Source organism: Methylorubrum sp. POS3 (assembly GCF_043352485.1).
Taxonomy (GTDB): domain Bacteria; phylum Pseudomonadota; class Alphaproteobacteria; order Rhizobiales; family Beijerinckiaceae; genus Methylobacterium; species Methylobacterium suomiense.
Window position 1 is genome coordinate 4426920 of record NZ_JAPRBT010000001.1, and the last position, 18381, is coordinate 4445300.

An 18381-nucleotide genomic window follows, 5' to 3' on the forward strand; every position below is an offset into this window, starting at 1 on the left:
TTAAGTAGGGGCACGCCCGAGCCAACGAAGAGGCCACGATGTCGCCGCACGAGTCCCCAGCTGCCGAGTCCCGCGTCGAGACCCGCACGGAATCCGACACCTTCGGTCCGATCGAGGTGCCGGCCCACCGCTACTGGGGCGCGCAGACCCAGCGCTCGATCCAGAATTTCCGCATCGGCACCGAGCGGCAGCCGGCGCCCCTGGTCCATGCGCTGGGCATCGTGAAGCAGGCCGCCGCGCTGGTGAACAAGGATCTCGGCGGGCTCGACGCCAAGGTCGCCGACGCCATCGCCGAATCGGCCGCCGAGGTCGTCGCCGGAAAGCACGACGACGAGTTTCCGCTGGTCGTCTGGCAGACCGGCTCGGGCACCCAGTCCAACATGAACGCCAACGAGGTCATTGCCAGCCTCGCCAACGAGCGGCTCGGCGGCAAGCGCGGCGGCAAATCGCCGGTTCACCCCAACGACCATTGCAACCGCGGCCAATCCTCGAACGACACTTTCCCCACGGCCATGCACATCGCGGTCGCCCGCGAGGTGCAGGAGCGCCTGATGCCGGCCCTGACGCACCTGCACGGGGCGCTGGACGCCAAGGCGAAGGCGTTCGAGAGCGTCGTGAAGATCGGCCGAACCCATCTCCAGGATGCGACGCCGGTCTCGCTGGGCCAGGAATTCTCGGGCTACGCCGCGCAGGTCGCCCTCGGCGGCGCCCGGATCGCCGCGACTTTGCCCGGCGTGCTGGCGCTGGCGCAGGGCGGTACCGCCGTCGGCACCGGTTTGAACGCCCATCCGGAATTCGCGGATCGTTTCGCCGCCAAGGTCGCCGAGTTGACCGGGCTGCCCTTCACCTCCGCCGAAAACAAGTTCGAGGCGCTGGCGACCCACGACGCCCTCGTCTTCCTCCAGGGCGCCCTCTCGGCTCTGGCCTCGGGCCTGTTCAAGATCGCCAACGACATCCGCCTGCTCGGATCCGGCCCGCGCTCCGGCCTCGGCGAACTCTCGCTGCCGGAGAATGAGCCCGGCTCGTCGATCATGCCGGGGAAGGTCAATCCGACACAGTGCGAGGCGCTGACGATGGTCTGCGCGCAGGTCATCGGCAACGGCACGACGGTGAGCTTCGCCGGCAGCCAGGGCCATTTCGAACTCAACGTGTTCAAACCGGTGATCGCCAACGCGGTGCTGCAATCGGTGCGGCTGCTCGCGGATGCGGCGGTGAGCTTCACCGACAATTGCGTCGTCGGCATCAAGGCCAACGAGGATCGCATCGCGGATCTGATGAGCCGTTCGCTGATGCTGGTGACGGCCCTCGCCCCGTCGATCGGCTACGACAAGGCTGCCGAGATCGCCAAGACGGCGCACAAGAACGGCACCACGCTCAAGGACGAGGCTCTGCGACTGGGCTACGTCACCGAAGAGGAATTCGAGCGCGTGGTGCGGCCGGAAACCATGCTGGCGCCGGGCGCCGAATAAGCGCAAACTTCCGGCCCGGCGTGGGCGATACCCTGCGCCGGGCGATGACGGAGGACGGGGTGGCCGAGATCATCAACCTGCGGCAGGTGCGTAAGGCGCGCGAGAAGGCCGAGCGGGAGGCGAAGGCTGCGGAGAACCGGGTTCTGTTCGGCCGCCCGAAGAAGGCCAAGACCCTGGCCGAGACGCGCAAGTCCATCGAGACCGCCCGCCACGAAGGCCACCGTCTGACCGATCCCGACAAGGAATGAGCGCGGCACCGCAGCCGGGCATCGTCAAGCGCTCGGTCAGTATCGCGGGTCATCGCACCAGCATCTCGCTCGAGACCGAGTTCTGGGAGGCCCTCCAGACCCTGGCTCGAAGCCGGGGCCAATCGGTCCAGGCCCTCGTCGGCGCCGTCGATGCGGCGCGCGAAGGGCGCAATCTCTCCTCGGCGATCCGGGTTTTCATCTTGGAAGCTTGTCAGACGACCACGACTGGCCGGATGGATTAGTCCGAGAGAATTTGACCTGTCACGGAGACGTGAAGAGCCCAAATTTGCCGCTTGCTCCGAACCTCGAACAACTCGTCGCTGCAAAATTATGTATGCAGATACTACTCAGAGGTGAATAAGGCCGCTAGTCTGAAGTAGATGGGGCGTTTTACGCATTACCATCTCGAAAGTTGCTCGATGAGCGCGCATTTTCTGGCGCATCCCGGCTCGAAATCACACGGGTCGCCAGTCGCCGTCTTCATCAATCGTTGAGCGTCCCGGTATTGTCGTCTCGCCGCGGGGGAGAGCTCCGACGGCGCGCCAGACCGGCCGCGGCCGTGACGAGCGTGTCGGGAGAATCGTTATGGGTTCGGGTTCGGGAACGCTCCGAGGGATCTCTCTTAAGACAACCCTCGCCGGCCTCTTCGCCCTGATGGCGGCCATAGCCTGCGGGCAGGGCATACTCTCGACGATCAAGCTGTCGGGGATCCGCTACGAGGCCAATGAGGTATCGACCAATTGGCTGCCATCGATGACCGCACTCGCGGGGCTGCGCAGCGAAATCGATCAGGTCCGCATCCTCCAATACCGCTACATCACCGCATCCGCTGATCCTCAGCGCCGCGCCACGCATCGGACCGACTACCTCGCGTCGCTCGGGGCCGTGTCGACCGCCCGGAACCGGTACGAGCCGCTGATCTCCTCCGAGGAAGAGCGCAGCGTCTACGCGCCCTTCCTGCGCTTGTGGGAACAGTATCTCGTCATGAACCGGCCGATCGAGTCACTGGTCGAGGCCGGCAAGTTCGACGAGGCGCTGACGGTTCTCGTCGCAGCGGAGAACATCCGGACCTACGCGGCGATGCGCGAGGTCATCATGCAGGACGTCCTATTGAACGAGCGCGGCGCGAAACACAGCGCTGCTGTCAGCGTGGCCGAGGCGGAGGCGGCGAGCGTCGCGTCCTACGTGGCGATGGCCCTTGCCGTCGCGGTCGCCGTCGCCGCTTCGATGATGGCCATGCTGCGCATCGCCCGACCGATCACCGCCATGACGGCGGCGATGGACCGCCTCGCCTCGGGCGATGCCACCGCCGTGACACCGTACCAAGAGCGTCGTGACGAGATCGGTGCGATGGCCGCCGCCGTTCAGGTGTTCAAGGACAATCTCATCCGCAGCCGCGCTCTCGAAGAGGAATCCGCTCTCGCCCGCGCCGGTGCGGAAGCCCAGCGCAAGGCCGCCACCCTGGCCATGGCCGACGGCTTCGAGCGCGCTGTGAGCGGGATCGTCGCCTCTGTGGGAGCGGCCGCGACGCAGCTCCAAGCGACCGCGCGGAGCATGGCCGGTACGGCGTCGCAGACGGCGGGACAATCGACGTCGGTGGCGGCCGCCGCCGAGGAAGCCGCCGCGAATGTCGGCACTGTCGCCGCAGCGGCGGAGGAACTCGGGGCCTCCGTGCAGGAGATCGGTCGACAGGTCGACGGCTCGGCGCTGCTCGCCGGGAGCGCCGTGACCGAAGCGAGCGAAACCGCCGTCCTGGTACAGGAATTGAGCGGCGCTGCGACCCGGATCGGCGACGTGGTGGCCATGATCTCGACGATCGCCGGACAGACCAATCTGCTGGCGCTCAACGCGACGATCGAGGCGGCGCGCGCCGGCGACGCCGGTCGCGGCTTCGCCGTCGTCGCGGCTGAGGTCAAGGAACTCGCGAACCAGACCGCGCGCGCCACCGACGAGATCTCGAACCAGATCGGCCGGATCCAGGCCTCGACCGGCAGGGCGGTCGGCGCAATCGACGGCATCACTGACCGGATTCGCGAGATCAGCGGCGTTGCCACGTCGATCGCCGCGGCCGTCGAGCAGCAGGGCGCGGCCACGCAGGAGATCGTCCGCAACGTGGCCCAGGCGGCGGCCGGAACCGGTGAGGTGACCGCCAACATCGTAACGGTCGCCCAGGCGGCGGAGCGAACCGGCACGGCGGCGAACGAAGTGCTCGGCGCGGCCTCCGGCCTATCCCAGCAATCCGAACACCTGCGCACCGAGGTTCAGCGCTTCCTCGACACGGTCCGCGCAGCCTGAGGCGCCCCTTCAGCGTGGCCGCATCGAATCGATCTCAGAGCGCGCCCTCGCGGATCGCTCCGGGATCGGCCAAAGCGTGCAGCAATCCGGCGGCGAGATGGGCGAAGCGCAAGGTCACGGCCTTGCGTCGCGGTCCGCTCAGGGGATGATCCGGGGGCGCACGCAGGATCGCAGCGCCGAAGGCATCGGCGACGATGAGGCCGCAATCCTCCGGGATAAGGCTTTCAGGTACGCTCTCGGGAATCGCGAAGTAGAACCGGTCGCAGTAATCGCGGTAATCCGGCCATTTCCGGTCGGCACGAAAATCGGCCACGCTCGACTTGATCTCGACGATGGTGAGCTTTCCCGCTCCGCACAGGGCGATCACGTCGGCCCGACGCCCGTTGGCGAGGGAGAATTCCGGCAAGGTCACGCAGCCCATTTCGGCAAACAGGCGACGGACCCCGCGCTGGATGTTGAGCGCCGTCGGCGATTGCCGCCGATCGGGCGGGAGAACCACGTGCGCGAGGGCAGGCGACGCGAGGGCTGTGGACATGGCGGGGCGATGGCTTGCGGGTGAGGCCGAATCGTGACCGGCCTATCCTGGCAGGCGCCAGCCGCCGCTGTCACCTGCGGCAATGTTTCAGGCTGCTGATGCGGGTCGCTCCCGCGCTTCCGGGTTGGGCCCGAGGGACGCTACGCATCCACCGGCAACCTCTGACCACGCTCATCCGAGGGCCGCGCGGATCCCATCAAACCCGTCGCTCAGCGCCGCCGGGCCCGGCTGGAGGATCAGAGGCGACTTGATCTCATGGATGCGCCCGGCCGCCACCGCGGGGATGTCGTGCCAGCCCGGCCGCGCGCGGATGCGCTCGATATTGACGCGCTTTCCGCACCAAGAGGCGAGAATCACGTCGGGTGCCGCGGCGATCACCTGCTCCGATGTGACAATGCGGTCCTTGGCGGCTTGGGCTCGGCTGAGATCCGGGAAGACGTCGCAGCCGCCCGCATGTCCGATCAGATCGGAGACCCAGCCGATGCCGGAGATCATCGGCTCGTCCCATTCCTCGAAATAGACCTTGAGGCGTGGCCGTTCGGCTTCTGCCGCGGCGGCGTCCCGCAGACGCGCTTCGTAGGAGCGGGCCAGGGCGTCGGCCCGCTCTGCGGCGCCGACGAGGGCGCCCAGCGTGCGGATCATCGCGAGGCAGCCGGCCACGTCGCGCTGGTTGAAAAGATGAACGGCGATCCCCGCTCGGGCGAGGTCGGCGGCGATCCCGGCCTGCAGGTCGGAGAAGGCGAGGACGAGGTCTGGATCGAGGGCGAGGATCTTCGGGATGTCCGCGCTCGTGAAGGCTGAGACGCGCGGTTTCTCCTTGCGCACCCGCGGCGGGCGCACCGCGTAGCCCGAGACGCCGACGATGCGATGCTCCTCGCCGAGCAGATACAGCGTCTCGACGGTCTCCTCCGTCAGGCAGACGATCCGTTCGGGCGGGAAGCGGCGCATCTCAATGCTTGAACCATGTCAGCAAACCGGCTCCGGGGGCCAGCATCAGGAAGGCCCAGACGAAGGCCGACAGCCAGTTGGCAACCTGAAACGGGATGCGATGGACCCCGAAGGAGCCCGCCACCAGCGGCACCACGGCGCGGGCCGGACCGATGAAGCGCCCGATCGCCACTGCGCCCGCACCCCAGCGCCGAAGGAAATCCTCGGCCTTGTCGGTCATCTCAGGATAGCGCTTCATCGGCCAGACCCGCTTCACGTCGTCCTTGAAGTAATGGCCAACCTCGTAGGACACCCAATCGCCGATGCCGGCGCCGATGCCGGCCCCGATCACCATGGGCCAGAACGGCAGGTCGCTCGATCCGATCAGCGCGCCGATGGCGAGCAGGATGAAGGTGGCGGGTACGAGCAGCGACAGGAACGCCAGCGACTCGCAGAAGGCGATGACCGCCGTCACGACCGGTGCCCAGGCCTTGTGGGTCTCCACGAAGGTAAGCACCGTCTGCTTGATCGTCTCGAAGTCCATGCCGTCTCCGGTGCCTCAGGGCGTCCCTTGTCCGGTCCGCAACGCGGCAGCAAGGGCACGGGATGCACCGGATGGCCAATCGGGTTACGAACGCAGTGGACGCCGTAACCCGGAGCGCCGAGAACGCCCTGCATGAAGGTTCTGTCGATCCAGTCGCACGTTGCCTACGGCCATGTCGGCAATGCCTCCGCGGTGTTCCCGATGCAGCGGCTCGGGGTGGAGGTCTGGCCGGTGCACACCGTGCAGTTCTCCAACCATACCGGCTACGGGGCCTGCCGCGGTCGGGTGTTCGATGGACCGGCGGTCGAGGAGGTGATCCAGGGCGTGGCCGAACGCGGCGCGCTGAAGCACTGCGATGCGGTGCTGTCCGGCTATATGGGTTCGGCCGATATCGGCACGGCGATCCTGCGGGCGGTCGCCGCCGTCAGGGCGGCCAATCGCGAGGCGATCTATTGCTGCGATCCGGTGATCGGTGACACCTATTCCGGGGTCTATGTTCGCCCGGGCATCGCCGATTTCATGCGGAGCCAGGCGGTACCAGCGGCCGACATCCTCACACCCAACCAATTCGAGCTCGATCTCATCGCCGGGCGACCGACCGATACGCTGGCCGCCGCCAAGGCGGCTGTGAATGCCGTCCAGGCTTTGGGCCCGAGGGTCGTGCTGGTCACCTCGCTGACCACCGCCGAGACGCCGCCGGAGACCATCGACATGATGGCGGGCGAAGGCGGGGCATTCTGGCGGGTACGGACGCCGCGTCTCGATCTGAAGGCGGTCTCGGGCGCGGGCGACGCGGTCGCCGCGCTCTATCTCGTGCATTACTGGCGCACACGCTCGGCGGCTCTGGCCCTCGGCATGGCGGCGGCGTCGATCCACGGTCTCCTGCGCCGCACGGCGGAGGCGGGCGCGGAGGAGTTGCTGACGGTGGAGGCGCAGGACGAGTTCGTGGCGCCGACGAGCGCCTTCCCGGTCGAGGCCGTTTGAGGACGAGGACATTCCGGATGCCCAAACGCCGCTATGCCATCCTCGACGTGTTCACCGGCACGCCGCTTGCCGGAAACCCGCTGGCGGTGGTGCTGGACTCCGACGGATTGGACGAGGCGACGATGCAGTCCATCGCCCGCGAGTTCAATTTGTCCGAGACGGTGTTCGTCTCCGCTCCCGCGGAGTCGCGTCACAGGGCGGCGTTGCGGATCTTCACCCCGGCCCGCGAACTCCCCTTCGCCGGTCATCCGACCGTCGGGACGGCTCTGCTCCTCGCTCTGCGCGACCGTTCCGAGCGGGCCGAGGTCGAGGCGGCGGACGCCGTGGCGTTCGGTCTCGAGGAGCGCATCGGCACCGTTTCCTGCGTGGTCGAGGCGGATGCGGATGGGCGCTCCGGCCGCGCGCGCTTCAAGCTGCCGGTTCTGCCGACCTATCTCGGCGAGGCTCCCAAGGCGGAGGCGCTAGCCGCTGCGCTTGGCCTGAGTCACTCGGAGATCGGCTTCCATCGACATCATCCCAGCCGCCACTCCGCGGGGCCCGCTTTCACCTTCGTTCCCCTGGCAAGCCGTGACGCTCTCGACCGGGCACGGATCGACGAAGCCGGTCTTGCCCGGCTTTTCAGGAGAGAGGCGGACGCGCTCTATCTCTACGCCCTCGATCCCGAGGGCATCGGCCATCAGTATCAGGCGCGGATGTTCGCTCCGCGGCTCGGCGTGCGCGAGGATCCGGCCACGGGAAGCGCCGCGGCGGCCTTCGCCGGCGTGCTGATGCAATTCGAGCCCTTGGGTGACGGGACCCACGACGTGCTCATCCGCCAGGGCATCGCCATGGGTCGCCCGAGCGCGATCGCGCTTCAACTCGTCATCACCGAGGGCGCCTTGCGCTCGGCCGAGATCGGTGGCGCCGCGGTTCTGATCGCCGAGGGAACACTGCATGTCGATTGACGGGTCGAGCCTGCCGGCGCCCGGCTTCACCCTGACGCCGTTGACGCGCATCGCCGCTCGTCTCGTACCCTACGAATGGGTCTGGGCCAGGGACAACGAGGCGTCGATCGAGCGGAATTGGCAACGCCGTTTGGAAGCCACGCCGGAGCTGTTCGACGGCCCGGTCTACTTGGCGAGCGGCTGCGCCATCGAGGACGGTGCCTGCGAGGCAGCGTTCTTCGAGGTGCGGTATTCGCGCTTCATCGCCTTTCGCGATGCGGGCGTGCCGGATGCGCTCGTCGCCAACGCCTTCGCCGCGATCGTGCCGCTCAGCGCCGACGGCGCGGTGGTGCTCGGCGTGATGGGCGCGCAGACCGCCAATGCCGGTCAGATCTACTTCCCCTGCGGCACGCCCGATCCGGGCGATCGGCGCGACGACGATACGGTCGATCTGGCCGGCAGCGCCGAGCGCGAGTTCTTGGAGGAGACGGGCCTTTCGTTGCCCGAGGACGCGGCCGAAGATTGGGTTCTCCTGCGGGGCGACGGACAACTCGCCTTCCTGCGCCCGGTACGGTTCGACCTCGATGCCGAATCGCTGAAGGCCCGCATCGACGCCCATCGCGGCGAGGAGGCGGAGCCGGAACTCGCCCACAGCGTCATCGCCCGCTCCCGCGCCGATATCGACGCCGCGCGAATGCCCGGCTTCGTTCAGGCCTATCTGGCGAGCGTGTTTCCGGACTGAGAGAGGACCGAGCCGGAACCCGGCTTCCTTTCGCTCCTACCCGGAGGGTTTGCGTCGGGGGCGGAGACTTACCGGTACCCGTAGCGCGCCTTGGCCGCGGCGTGCAGGCGCAAGGCCTCGGCGTCGCGTCCGGCGGCGCAGGCATCGGCCGCCTTACCGAGATCGGCACCGAAGCGCTTGCCGACCGCCTCCGACAGATCGCCGGTCTGCACGTCGCCGGCGACGATAGATTGGGTGCGGGCGATGGTCGGGGCACAACCGGCGCCCGGCGCCAGATCGGCGATCACAGGTGCCGGGGCGGCGGCCACCGCCGCGACCGGCGGCGGCGCGCTCGACTGGCAAGCGCCGAGCGACAGACCAAGGCCGGCGAGGAGAGCGGCGGAGCGAGGCAGGGTCAAGGCGTGTCTCCCATCGGGGGCGGCGCGTTCGAGAAAGGCCAAGCTTTCGTCGAGCGAACTTGTGCGGTGCTCGAAGAGACGGGTCAATCGCTCCGCGCGGCTGTGCTTGTCACACTCCCCACCAATCGATACATACCCGAACCCTGGTCGCGGGCGGTCTGCCGGCGAGTCAGCCCCTGAGGAGAGAGAGCGTGGCCCCTGGCCGCTCCGCGCAGACGAGTGACGGCGCCGCTTCCGCGGCCGTATCGTCGCGCGCGCTCATCCTCGTCGGCCTGCTTCTTAGCCGCCCCTGAGGGCCGTCCGGGCGTGGGCGCCTGGGCTCTCAGGGGATGCCGCGCCAACCCGGATACAGGCTTTTCCGGCGCCGCTCCTCACGAGGTCGAGCGCGCCGACCGCGAGGACAGACCCATGACGAACACCACCCCGAAGGACCGCGTCGTCATCTTCGACACGACGCTGCGCGACGGCGAGCAGTGCCCCGGCGCCACCATGACCCTCGACGAGAAGCTGGCGGTTGCCGAACTCCTCGACGGGATGGGCGTCGACATCATCGAGGCAGGCTTCCCCATCGCGTCGAACGGGGATTTCGAGGCCGTCTCCGAGATCGCCCGGCGCACGAAGCGCGCCACCATCGCCGGGCTCGCCCGCGCGATCCCCGCCGACATCGCCCGCGCGGGCGAGGCGGTGCGCCATGCGCAGAACGGGCGCATCCATACCTTCGTCTCGACCTCGGCGATCCATCTCGCCCACCAGATGCGCAAGACGCAGGACGAGGTGATCGAGATCATCCTGAAGACCGTGGCCCAGGCCCGCGACCTCGTCGCGGACGTGGAATGGTCGGCCATGGACGCGACCCGGACCGACATCGACTATCTCTGCCGCTGCGTCGAGGCGGCGATTCGCGCGGGCGCCACCACCATCAACCTCCCCGACACGGTGGGCTACGCCACCCCCCAGGAATACGGTGCGATGTTCCGCCAGGTGCGCGAGCGCGTGCCGAATGCCGACAAGGCGGTGTTCTCGGTGCATTGCCACAACGATCTGGGATTGGCGGTGGCGAACTCGCTGGCCGGGTTGGAGGGCGGCGCGCGTCAGATCGAGTGCACGATCAACGGGATCGGTGAGCGGGCGGGCAACGCGGCTCTCGAAGAGATCGTGATGGCCATCCGCACCCGGGGCGATGTGATGCCCTACGAGACCGCGATCGACACCACGATGCTGACGCGCGCCTCCAAGCTCGTCAGCCACGCGGCGAATTTCCCGGTCCAGTACAACAAGGCCATCGTCGGCCGGAACGCCTTCGCCCACGAGAGCGGCATCCATCAGGACGGCATGCTCAAGCACGCCGAGACCTACGAAATCATGACGCCGGCCTCCGTCGGTCTGTCCAAGACCTCCCTGGTGATGGGCAAGCATTCGGGCCGGGCCGCGTTCAAATCGAAGCTGTCCGAACTCGGCATCTCGCTGTCCGACAACCAGATGCAGGACGTGTTCGAGCGCTTCAAGGATCTGGCCGACCGGAAGAAGCATGTCTACGACGAGGACATCGAGGCGCTGGTGGATCAGAACCTCGCGACCGCGCATGACCGGATCAGGCTGGTCTCACTCTCGGTGATCGCGGGCACCCGTGGGCCTCAGCGGGCCACGATGAAGATCGAGATGGACGGGCGCACGTTCACCGAGGAGGCCGACGGCAATGGGCCGGTGGACGCGGTGTTCAACGCGATCCACGCCATGGTCCCGCACGACACGACCCTTGAGCTCTATCAGGTCCACGCCGTCACCGAGGGGACCGACGCGCAGGCCGAGGTCTCGGTGCGGCTGAAGGCCGGCGAGCGCTCGGTGACGGCTCGCGGCGCGGATCCCGACACCCTGGTCGCTTCGGCCAAGGCCTATCTGTCGGCCCTCAACAAGCTCTCGGCGGCCTCCGTCCGGCTGCACGCGCAGCACGCCGCGGTGGTCTAATACGAGCCGCGTTGTCCCACCCGAACCCCTCCTCCTGAGGTGCCCGCCTTTACGGGGCCTCGAAGGAGGGCTCCAGGGACCACGGCGGCTTCTGGAGCCCTCCTTCGAGGCTCCGCTTCGCTTCGCACCTCAGGATGAGGGCGTGTCTTGGAGGACCGGCCCATCGGCCGATCCGGCTCGAAAAGTCGATCAGCAAAAATGCCCGCCTATCGCTCCCGCACCACCACCCATGGCCGCAACATGGCCGGCGCCCGCGGCCTGTGGCGTGCCACCGGCATGAAGGACTCGGATTTCGGCAAGCCGATCATCGCGGTGGTGAACTCGTTCACCCAGTTCGTGCCCGGCCATGTCCACTTGAAGGATTTGGGTCAGCTCGTCGCCCGCGAGATCGAGAAGGCGGGCGGTGTCGCCAAGGAATTCAACACCATCGCGGTCGATGACGGCATCGCCATGGGTCACGATGGGATGCTGTACTCGCTGCCGTCTCGCGAACTCATCGCCGACTCGGTCGAGTACATGGTCAACGCGCATTGTGCGGACGCCATGGTCTGCATCTCGAATTGCGACAAGATCACCCCCGGCATGCTGATGGCGGCGCTCCGCCTCAACATTCCGGCGGTGTTCGTCTCCGGCGGGCCGATGGAGGCCGGCAAGGTCGTCATGAACGGCATCACCCGCAAGTTCGACCTCGTCGATGCGATGGTGGCAGCGGCCGACGACCGGGTGTCGGACGAGGATGTCGCCGTCATCGAGCGCTCCGCCTGCCCGACCTGCGGTTCCTGCTCGGGGATGTTCACGGCCAATTCCATGAACTGCCTCACCGAGGCGCTGGGGCTGTCCCTCCCCGGCAACGGCTCGACCCTGGCGACCCATGCCGACCGCAAGCGCCTGTTCGTGGAGGCCGGGCACCTCGTGGTCGATCTGGCCCGCCGTTACTACGAGCAGGACGATGCCAGCGTGCTGCCGCGCTCGGTCGCCTCGTTCGCGGCCTTCGAGAACGCGATGACCCTCGACATCGCCATGGGCGGTTCGACCAACACGGTGCTACACCTGCTCGCCGCCGCGCATGAGGGCGAGGTGCCCTTCACCATGGCGGATATCGACCGGTTGTCGCGCCGCGTGCCGGTGCTGTGCAAGGTCGCCCCGGCGGTGGCCAACGTTCACATGGAGGACGTCCATCGCGCCGGTGGGATCATGGCGATCCTCGGTGAACTCGACCGCGCCGGCCTGATCGACCGCAATGTCGGCAATGTCGGCGCCGGCACCCTCGGCGAGGCGCTCGATCGTTGGGACGTGACGGTGACCCGCAGCGAATCGGTGCAGAAATTCTTCCGCGCGGCCCCGGGCGGCGTGCCGACCCAGGTCGCCTTCAGCCAGGAATCACGCTGGGACGACCTCGACCTCGACCGGGCGGGCGGCGTCATCCGCGATGCGGAACATGCCTATTCCAAGGATGGCGGCCTGGCCGTGCTCTACGGCAACCTGGCCGAGGACGGCTGCATCGTGAAGACCGCTGGGGTCGACGCATCGATCCTCACCTTCACCGGAACGGCCCATGTCTTCGAGAGCCAGGATGCGGCCGTCGACGGCATTCTGAACGGTCGGGTCAAAGCCGGTGAGGTGGTGCTGATCCGCTACGAAGGCCCCCGTGGGGGGCCGGGTATGCAGGAGATGCTGTACCCGACGAGCTACCTGAAATCGAAGGGGCTCGGTAAGGCCTGCGCGCTCGTCACCGATGGACGTTTTTCGGGCGGCTCGTCGGGTCTCTCCATCGGACACGTGTCGCCGGAGGCCGCCGAGGGCGGTCTAATCGGCCTCGTGGAACAGGGGGACCGGATCGAGATCGACATCCCGAACCGCCGCATTCACTTGGCGGTGGACGAGACCGTCTTGGCGGAGCGCCGTGCGTTGCGCGAACGGGAGGGGTGGCGCCCGGCATCACCGCGCAAGCGCAAGGTCAGCACGGCCTTGCGGGCCTACGCGATGCTGGCGACCAGCGCGGCGAAGGGCGCCGTGCGTCGGCTCGAAGAGTAAAGACCCGAAGAGGCCGTGGGCCGCTACCCTCCCGTTCAGGAGGGGAGCGGATCGCGGGTCACGCCGCCTGTTCGATGCGAACGGCATCCGACTGCGTCACCTCGTCGGTGTGCACGTCGAACCGAACGAGGCGCGCCGAGCCGAAGCTCGTCGAGATCGCGCAATCGGTGGCGTCGCGCCCACGCGCCATCACGATCCGGCCGATGCGGGGCGTGTTGTGGCGCGCGTCGAACGTGTACCAGCGCCCGTCGAGATACACCTCGAACCACGCCGAGAAGTCCATCGGATCGGGCACCGCCGGCACCCCGATATCGCCGAGGTAACCGGTGCAGTAGCGCGCCGGAATGTTCATGCAGCGGCAGAAGGCGATGGCCAGATGGGCGAAGTCGCGGCAGACCCCGACCTGCTGGGTGTAGCCGTCGAAGGCCGTGCGGGTGGCGTCGGCCTGCTGGTAGTCGAAATGGATGCGCTCGTGCACGAAGTCGACGATCGCCTGCACGCGGCCCCAGCCTTCCGGGGTTTGGCCGAAGAGCTGCCAAGCCGTCGGGCACAGCTTGTCGGTGTCGCAGTAGCGGCTGCCGAGGAGAAACGGCATCACGTCGTCGGGCAACTCGTGCACCGGAAGCTGCCGCGCCGTCGGCTCGATGATGTCGGGCAGTCCGGAATCTTCGACGAGGAAATCGGCTGACAGCGTGATGCGTCCGGCCGGAGCCAGAAGCCGAGTGCAGACATTGCCGAACGCGTCGAGCGATTGCCGCTGCGGCACCTGCGGATCGGTCGTGATGATCTCGGGGCTGCGCAGATCCTTCCTGCGGGAAGGATGCACGTTCAGCAGCAACGTCATCGGAGTTGGGGCGAAGGTTTCGAACGCGATGTCGTAGCCGGTGCGGATCAGCATGGCCGTGCCTTGAGGTTTGGACTGCAACACGGGCGCTCGATCGACAACGGAGATTGCGATCGATGCGCGAGTGAGCCCACAATCCTTTGACGGATTTGTCGTTCCGAACGACGCTGCTCAAATGTTGCGCATCGCACACAAGCCTTTGTGATCCCGCCCGCGCGAAACGCGCGCATTGCTGGTGCGCCGCAGCAAGCGTTATGGAGAGTGGCATGTGGACCGCTCTCTGGAACCGCCTCGCCCAACCGGGCCATTTCCTGCGCTGGTCGGGCGCCGCTTTGCCCTGGCTCGCAGGGCTCTCGGCCGTGATGATCGCGGTCGGTCTGTTCCTGACCTTCTTCACCGTGCCGCCGGATTACCAGCAGGGCGATACGGTGCGGATCATGTACATCCACGTGCCGGCGGCGGTCCTCGGAATGGGGTTCTACGGAGCGATGGCCCTGTCGGCCGTTGGCTCGCTGGTCTGGCGCCATCCCCTCGCTGACGTTTCGCAGCGTGCTGCCGCGCCGATCGGAGCGGCCTTCACCCTGATCTGCCTCGTCACCGGTTCCCTTTGGGGCAAGCCCATGTGGGGCACCTACTGGGTCTGGGATGCACGACTGACTTCGATGCTGGTGCTGTTCCTTCTCTATTGCGGCATCATCGCCCTGTGGCGCACCATCGAGGATCCGAACCGGGCCGCGCGTGCGGTCTCGATCCTCACCCTCGTCGGCGCGGTCAACCTGCCGATCATCAAGTTCTCGGTGAACTGGTGGTCGACGCTGCATCAGCCGGCTTCGATCCTCCGGATGGGCAGCCCGACATTGCATGCGTCGATGCTCTACCCGCTCCTCGAGATGATCCTGGCCATGACGCTTCTCGGCGTGACGCTGCATCTCCAGGCGATGCGTACCGAAATCTACCGGCGCCGAGTCCGGGCGCTGCTGATCCGCCAGGCCGAACGGCTGGATTCGGGCGTGCAGGCGCCCGTCACCCGGGCGGCGGTATCGCTGCCCGTCGGTCAAGCGATCTGAGAAACCAGCGATGGCCTTCGGACCCTACACAGCGTTCATCGCGGGCGCGTTCGGCTTCACGGCGCTCGTGCTCGGCGCCCTGATTCTCAATGGCTGGCGCGACGGGCGGGCTCAGCTCCGCGCATTGGCCGAACTTCAGGACGAGCGGAGCAGCAACCGGTGAGCGTGAATCCGACGGTGGAGCGCCCCCGGCGCTCGCTCCTCGTCCTGCTGCCGGTGGTGGTCTTCGCCGTGCTGGCGGTGGTCTTCTTCGTCCGCCTGCGCTCGGGCGCCGACCCTCAGGCCCTGCCGTCCGCCCTCATCGGCAAGCCGGTGCCGACCTTCGCGCTCGGTCCCGTGCCGGGCCTGCAAGCCAAAGGCATATCGGTGCCGGGGCTCAGCAGCACCGACCTCAAGGGTCAGGTCACGGTCCTGAATATCTTCGCCTCGTGGTGCGCACCCTGCCAGGTCGAGCACCCGATGCTGATGCGGCTCGCGCAGGAACCCGGCATCCGGCTGGTCGGCATCGATTACAAGGATCCGGGGGATGCCGGTCGCCGCTGGCTGGAACGTCACGGACTGCCGTTCTCCGCGGTCGGTTCCGACGTGACGGGTCGCGCCGGCATCGATCTCGGCGTCTACGGCGTTCCCGAGACCTTCGTCATCGGTCCGGACGGCATCATTCGCGACAAGCTCGTCGGCATCCTGACGCCGGAGAATTACGCGAGCGTGCTGGAGCGCATCCGTGCTGCGGGGCGCGCCGCACCCGCGACGAACTGACGACGGCGCCCTTCGCCCAAACGGTTTCATGACACCCGCGGCACGAGTCTCCTCGCGGGATACGACCTGAAATCCGGTGAGCCTGTCGTTGATAGGCGGCCCGATGCCCATTCTGGCCTCGCGCCTCGACATCTCCCCCGATCCTTGCATCCTGGGATCGGAGCAGGAGAGCCACTGAATGCCCTATCGCCATACCGTCGGCCCGCGGACCCATGTCTTTGCCGATTTGGCGACGCTGATGGCCAAGGCGACGCCGATCCGCTCCGGCGATTGCCTCGCGGGCATCGCCGCGGAATCGGCCGAGGAGAACATGGCCGCGCGCTGGTGCCTCGCCGACGTGCCGTTGAAGGAGATCCTGGCGCGTCCGCTCATTCCCTACGAGGACGACGACGTCACCCGTCTGATCCTCGACGATCACGACGAGGCGGCCTTCGCCGACATCGCTCACCTGACGGTCGGCGATTTTCGCGAGTTTCTGCTCACCGCCACGTCCGAGACCCTGGCCCGCATCGCGCCCGGCGTGACGCCGGAGATCGCCGCCGCCGTCTCCAAGATCATGCGCAATCAGGATCTTATCCTCGTCGCCCGCAAGTGCCGGGTGGTGACGAAGTTCCGCAACACCATCGGCTTGCCGGGAACGCTGGCCGTGCGGCTCCAGCCGAACCACCCGACCGACGATCCCGCCGGCGTCACCGCCTCGATACTCGACGGATTGAGCTACGGCTGCGGCGATGCGGTCATCGGCATCAATCCGGTCTCCGACTCGATCCAGACGATGGCCGGCCTGCTGCGCCTGTTCGACGGAATCATCGACCGCCTCGAAATTCCGACGCAAGCCTGCGTGCTGACCCATGTGACCACGACGCTGGATGCGATGAACCGAGGTCTGCCGGTCGATCTCGTGTTCCAGTCCATCGCCGGCACCCAGAAGGCCAATGCGAGCTTCGGCGTCACGCTGCCGATCCTGAAGGAGGCGCACGAGGCGGCGCTCGCCCTCAAGCGCGGGAGCTTGGGCGACAACGTGATGTATTTCGAGACCGGACAGGGCTCGGCGCTCTCCGCGGATGCCCATCACGGCATCGATCAGCAGACCCTCGAAGCCCGGGCCTACGCGGTGGCGCGTCGCTACCGGCCGCTCCTCGTCAACACGGTGGTGGGCTTCATCGGGCCCGAATACCTCTACGATGGCAAGGAGATCATCCGTGCCGGCCTTGAGGATCATTTCTGCGGCAAGCTGATGGGCGTGCCGCTCGGTGTCGACGTCTGCTACACCAATCACGCCGAGGCCGATCAGGACGATATGGATACGCTGCTCACCCTGCTGGGGGCGGCTGGCTGCACCTACGTCATGGGCATTCCCGGCGCGGACGACGTGATGCTGAACTACCAATCCACCTCGTTCCACGATCAACTCTACATCCGCGAGGTCCTGGGCCTGAAGCGCGCCCCGGAATTCGAGGAATGGCTGGCCCGCATCGGGCTCACCGATGCCACCGGCACCCTATTGCCCGGCAATGCGGCGTCCCGCTTGATATCCGTCGCACCGGAGCTCGCCGCATGATCGGGGATACCGACGATCTCTGGCGTCGCCTCGGCGCGCTGACGCCGGCCCGCATCGGGCTGGGTCGCGCCGGCGCAGGCCTGCCGACCCGTGAAGTGCTCAAGTTCGGTCTCGCCCATGCGCAGGCACGGGACGCGGTGCACACCGCGATGGATGCGGCGGCTTTGGCCGCCGAGATCGAAGCGCTCGCGCTGCCCACCGTCACGGTGACCTCCCGCGCCGAGGATCGCGCGACCTATCTTCGCCGGCCCGATTACGGGCGCCGCCTCTCGCCGGAGGGTCGCACCAGCCTTGCCGAGGCGGCCCATGAATCGGTCGATCTTGCCCTCGTCGTGGCCGACGGTCTGTCCGCCCGGGCGGTTCACGAGGGGGCTGCCGCCATGCTGAGGGCCTTCAAACCGCACGCGGACAAAGCCGGCTGGAGGCTCGCCCCGGTGGTGATCGCGACGCAGGCGCGGGTCGCCCTCGGCGACGAGGCGGCGGAAGCCCTGCGGGCCCGCGCCGTGGCGGTGGTGATCGGGGAACGACCGGGCCTGTCCTCACCGGATAGTCTTGGCCTCTACGTCACCTTCGATCCCAAGGTCGGCCGTTCGGATGCCGAGCGCAATTGCATCTCGAATGTGCGCCCGGCCGGTCTCTCGCACGACCTTGCCGCCTTCAAGCTGAACTGGTTGTTGACTCAAGCCTTCTCCCGCGGGCTGACCGGGGTCGGCTTGAAGGACGAGAGCGACCGGCTGATCGAGGCCGCCGACTCACCCGAGGCCCTGGCGCCGCCCAGCTGACATATCGCTCCGACGCCGCAGCGTCCCGCGCCGGAACCGCATCGGAACGGAGGCCGATCGGCCTCCCTTCTCGTCCTCCAGCTTTCATGGCAGCCGACAGCGCTCGGCTGTCGTTGAGGGTGCGACCTGCCTATGGCCTCAGCGTCGTCGACAACGGATAGCCAAGATCGAGCCTAGATCCTCAGAGGCACCGCGCGATCGGTCGATTCCTTGGGGATGACGCGAATCGTCGAGTTGATGCTGGGTGTGACTGGATTTGATCACCCGGAAAACCGGATGAAGCCGCACGACGGTTTCAAGTGAT

General features: G+C 67.4%; 19 protein-coding genes. 14 read left to right on the forward strand and 5 right to left on the reverse strand.

What is annotated here, in order from left to right; all coding sequences use genetic code 11:
- Nucleotides 1-38 precede the first annotated feature (38 nt).
- The 4 genes from fumC (at nt 39) to OWC43_RS20545 (ending at nt 4012) form a co-directional block, all read left to right on the forward strand.
- Nucleotides 39-1469: a class II fumarate hydratase gene (gene fumC, locus OWC43_RS20530; protein ID WP_137830063.1), complete on the forward strand. Its 1431-nt coding sequence runs from the start codon at nt 39-41 to the stop codon at nt 1467-1469.
- A gap of 59 nt (nt 1470-1528) precedes the next feature.
- Nucleotides 1529-1717, forward strand: coding sequence for a DUF4169 family protein (locus OWC43_RS20535; protein WP_137830093.1), 189 nt, complete (start codon nt 1529-1531; stop codon nt 1715-1717).
- A complete protein-coding gene (locus OWC43_RS20540; RefSeq protein WP_393958088.1) occupies nt 1714-1959 on the forward strand; it encodes a ribbon-helix-helix domain-containing protein in 246 nt (81 codons plus the stop codon). The genes OWC43_RS20535 and OWC43_RS20540 overlap by 4 nt, the downstream gene beginning before the upstream one ends.
- Nucleotides 1960-2302: 343 nt before the next feature.
- A complete protein-coding gene (locus OWC43_RS20545; RefSeq protein ID WP_393958089.1) occupies nt 2303-4012 on the forward strand; it encodes a methyl-accepting chemotaxis protein in 1710 nt (569 codons plus the stop codon).
- Between the two features lie 34 nt (nt 4013-4046).
- On the opposite strand, the gene OWC43_RS20550 is transcribed toward OWC43_RS20545, so the two are convergent.
- The 3 genes from OWC43_RS20550 to OWC43_RS20560 all read right to left on the reverse strand — a co-directional run bounded on the left by OWC43_RS20550 (nt 4047) and on the right by OWC43_RS20560 (nt 6018).
- Nucleotides 4047-4547 carry an MmcB family DNA repair protein gene (locus OWC43_RS20550; protein WP_137830060.1) on the reverse strand — a complete coding sequence of 167 codons (501 nt, stop codon included), beginning with the start codon at nt 4545-4547 and terminating at the stop codon, nt 4047-4049.
- 171 nt (nt 4548-4718) lie between these two features.
- Complete coding sequence (locus OWC43_RS20555) at nt 4719-5495, reverse strand: cobalamin-binding protein (RefSeq protein WP_393958090.1); 777 nt, start codon at nt 5493-5495, stop codon at nt 4719-4721.
- 1 nt (nt 5496) lies between these two features.
- Nucleotides 5497-6018 carry a DedA family protein gene (locus OWC43_RS20560; RefSeq protein ID WP_393958091.1) on the reverse strand — a complete coding sequence of 174 codons (522 nt, stop codon included), beginning with the start codon at nt 6016-6018 and terminating at the stop codon, nt 5497-5499.
- A gap of 132 nt (nt 6019-6150) precedes the next feature.
- On the opposite strand from OWC43_RS20560, the gene pdxY reads away from it, so the two are divergent.
- From pdxY to OWC43_RS20575, 3 genes are read left to right on the forward strand one after another with little or no spacing between them, the layout of a single operon-like run.
- Entirely contained in the window at nt 6151-7002 is an 852-nt protein-coding gene (gene pdxY, locus OWC43_RS20565) for a pyridoxal kinase PdxY (protein WP_393958092.1), read from the forward strand.
- Between the two features lie 17 nt (nt 7003-7019).
- Nucleotides 7020-7946 carry a PhzF family phenazine biosynthesis protein gene (locus OWC43_RS20570; RefSeq protein ID WP_393958093.1) on the forward strand — a complete coding sequence of 309 codons (927 nt, stop codon included), beginning with the start codon at nt 7020-7022 and terminating at the stop codon, nt 7944-7946.
- Nucleotides 7936-8667, forward strand: coding sequence for an NUDIX hydrolase (locus OWC43_RS20575; RefSeq protein WP_393958094.1), 732 nt, complete (start codon nt 7936-7938; stop codon nt 8665-8667). The genes OWC43_RS20570 and OWC43_RS20575 overlap by 11 nt, the downstream gene beginning before the upstream one ends.
- Before the next feature lie 68 nt (nt 8668-8735).
- Here the strand turns inward: OWC43_RS20575 and OWC43_RS20580 are convergent, their stop codons facing one another.
- Nucleotides 8736-9065, reverse strand: coding sequence for a hypothetical protein (locus OWC43_RS20580; protein WP_393958095.1), 330 nt, complete (start codon nt 9063-9065; stop codon nt 8736-8738).
- Between the two features lie 408 nt (nt 9066-9473).
- On the opposite strand from OWC43_RS20580, the gene OWC43_RS20585 reads away from it, so the two are divergent.
- Together OWC43_RS20585 and ilvD are read left to right on the forward strand one after the other, a co-directional pair.
- Nucleotides 9474-11030 carry a 2-isopropylmalate synthase gene (locus OWC43_RS20585; RefSeq protein ID WP_137830053.1) on the forward strand — a complete coding sequence of 519 codons (1557 nt, stop codon included), beginning with the start codon at nt 9474-9476 and terminating at the stop codon, nt 11028-11030.
- Nucleotides 11031-11228: 198 nt separating this feature from the next.
- Nucleotides 11229-13064, forward strand: coding sequence for a dihydroxy-acid dehydratase (gene ilvD / locus OWC43_RS20590; protein ID WP_393958096.1), 1836 nt, complete (start codon nt 11229-11231; stop codon nt 13062-13064).
- A 58-nt stretch (nt 13065-13122) separates the two neighbouring features.
- Here ilvD and OWC43_RS20595 read toward each other — a convergent pair whose 3' ends face one another.
- On the reverse strand, nt 13123-13962 hold the full coding sequence (locus OWC43_RS20595) for a transglutaminase family protein (protein ID WP_393958097.1): 840 nt from the start codon (nt 13960-13962) through the stop codon (nt 13123-13125).
- Between the two features lie 212 nt (nt 13963-14174).
- Here OWC43_RS20595 and OWC43_RS20600 point away from each other — a divergent pair, with 212 nt between their 5' ends.
- From OWC43_RS20600 to eutC, 5 genes are all read left to right on the forward strand, one after another.
- Nucleotides 14175-14975: a heme ABC transporter permease gene (locus tag OWC43_RS20600; protein ID WP_393958098.1), complete on the forward strand. Its 801-nt coding sequence runs from the start codon at nt 14175-14177 to the stop codon at nt 14973-14975.
- A gap of 10 nt (nt 14976-14985) precedes the next feature.
- On the forward strand, nt 14986-15138 hold the full coding sequence (ccmD, locus tag OWC43_RS20605; protein ID WP_137830049.1) for a heme exporter protein CcmD: 153 nt from the start codon (nt 14986-14988) through the stop codon (nt 15136-15138).
- Between the two features lie 2 nt (nt 15139-15140).
- On the forward strand, nt 15141-15734 hold the full coding sequence (locus OWC43_RS20610) for a DsbE family thiol:disulfide interchange protein (RefSeq protein ID WP_393958608.1): 594 nt from the start codon (nt 15141-15143) through the stop codon (nt 15732-15734).
- A 178-nt stretch (nt 15735-15912) separates the two neighbouring features.
- Entirely contained in the window at nt 15913-17295 is a 1383-nt protein-coding gene (locus tag OWC43_RS20615) for an ethanolamine ammonia-lyase subunit EutB (protein ID WP_137830047.1), read from the forward strand.
- Entirely contained in the window at nt 17292-18077 is a 786-nt protein-coding gene (gene eutC / locus OWC43_RS20620) for an ethanolamine ammonia-lyase subunit EutC (protein WP_393958099.1), read from the forward strand. The genes OWC43_RS20615 and eutC overlap by 4 nt, the downstream gene beginning before the upstream one ends.
- Nucleotides 18078-18381 lie beyond the last annotated feature (304 nt).

Excerpts from the sequence above, each read along its gene's own strand:
- OWC43_RS20595 (WP_393958097.1), bottom strand. The coding sequence starts at position 13,962 with ATGCTGATCCGCACCGGCTACGACATCGCGTTCGAAACCTTCGCCCCA.
- OWC43_RS20575 (WP_393958094.1), top strand. The coding sequence starts at position 7,936 with ATGTCGATTGACGGGTCGAGCCTGCCGGCGCCCGGCTTCACCCTGACG.
- OWC43_RS20570 (WP_393958093.1), top strand. The coding sequence starts at position 7,020 with ATGCCCAAACGCCGCTATGCCATCCTCGACGTGTTCACCGGCACGCCG.
- OWC43_RS20560 (WP_393958091.1), bottom strand. The coding sequence starts at position 6,018 with ATGGACTTCGAGACGATCAAGCAGACGGTGCTTACCTTCGTGGAGACC.
- OWC43_RS20615 (WP_137830047.1), top strand. The coding sequence starts at position 15,913 with ATGCCCTATCGCCATACCGTCGGCCCGCGGACCCATGTCTTTGCCGAT.
- ilvD (WP_393958096.1), top strand. The coding sequence starts at position 11,229 with ATGCCCGCCTATCGCTCCCGCACCACCACCCATGGCCGCAACATGGCC.
- pdxY (WP_393958092.1), top strand. The coding sequence starts at position 6,151 with ATGAAGGTTCTGTCGATCCAGTCGCACGTTGCCTACGGCCATGTCGGC.
- fumC (WP_137830063.1), top strand. The coding sequence starts at position 39 with ATGTCGCCGCACGAGTCCCCAGCTGCCGAGTCCCGCGTCGAGACCCGC.
- eutC (WP_393958099.1), top strand. The coding sequence starts at position 17,292 with ATGATCGGGGATACCGACGATCTCTGGCGTCGCCTCGGCGCGCTGACG.
- OWC43_RS20545 (WP_393958089.1), top strand. The coding sequence starts at position 2,303 with ATGGGTTCGGGTTCGGGAACGCTCCGAGGGATCTCTCTTAAGACAACC.
- OWC43_RS20600 (WP_393958098.1), top strand. The coding sequence starts at position 14,175 with ATGTGGACCGCTCTCTGGAACCGCCTCGCCCAACCGGGCCATTTCCTG.
- OWC43_RS20585 (WP_137830053.1), top strand. The coding sequence starts at position 9,474 with ATGACGAACACCACCCCGAAGGACCGCGTCGTCATCTTCGACACGACG.
- OWC43_RS20550 (WP_137830060.1), bottom strand. The coding sequence starts at position 4,547 with ATGTCCACAGCCCTCGCGTCGCCTGCCCTCGCGCACGTGGTTCTCCCG.
- OWC43_RS20555 (WP_393958090.1), bottom strand. The coding sequence starts at position 5,495 with ATGCGCCGCTTCCCGCCCGAACGGATCGTCTGCCTGACGGAGGAGACC.
- ccmD (WP_137830049.1), top strand. The coding sequence starts at position 14,986 with ATGGCCTTCGGACCCTACACAGCGTTCATCGCGGGCGCGTTCGGCTTC.
- OWC43_RS20540 (WP_393958088.1), top strand. The coding sequence starts at position 1,714 with ATGAGCGCGGCACCGCAGCCGGGCATCGTCAAGCGCTCGGTCAGTATC.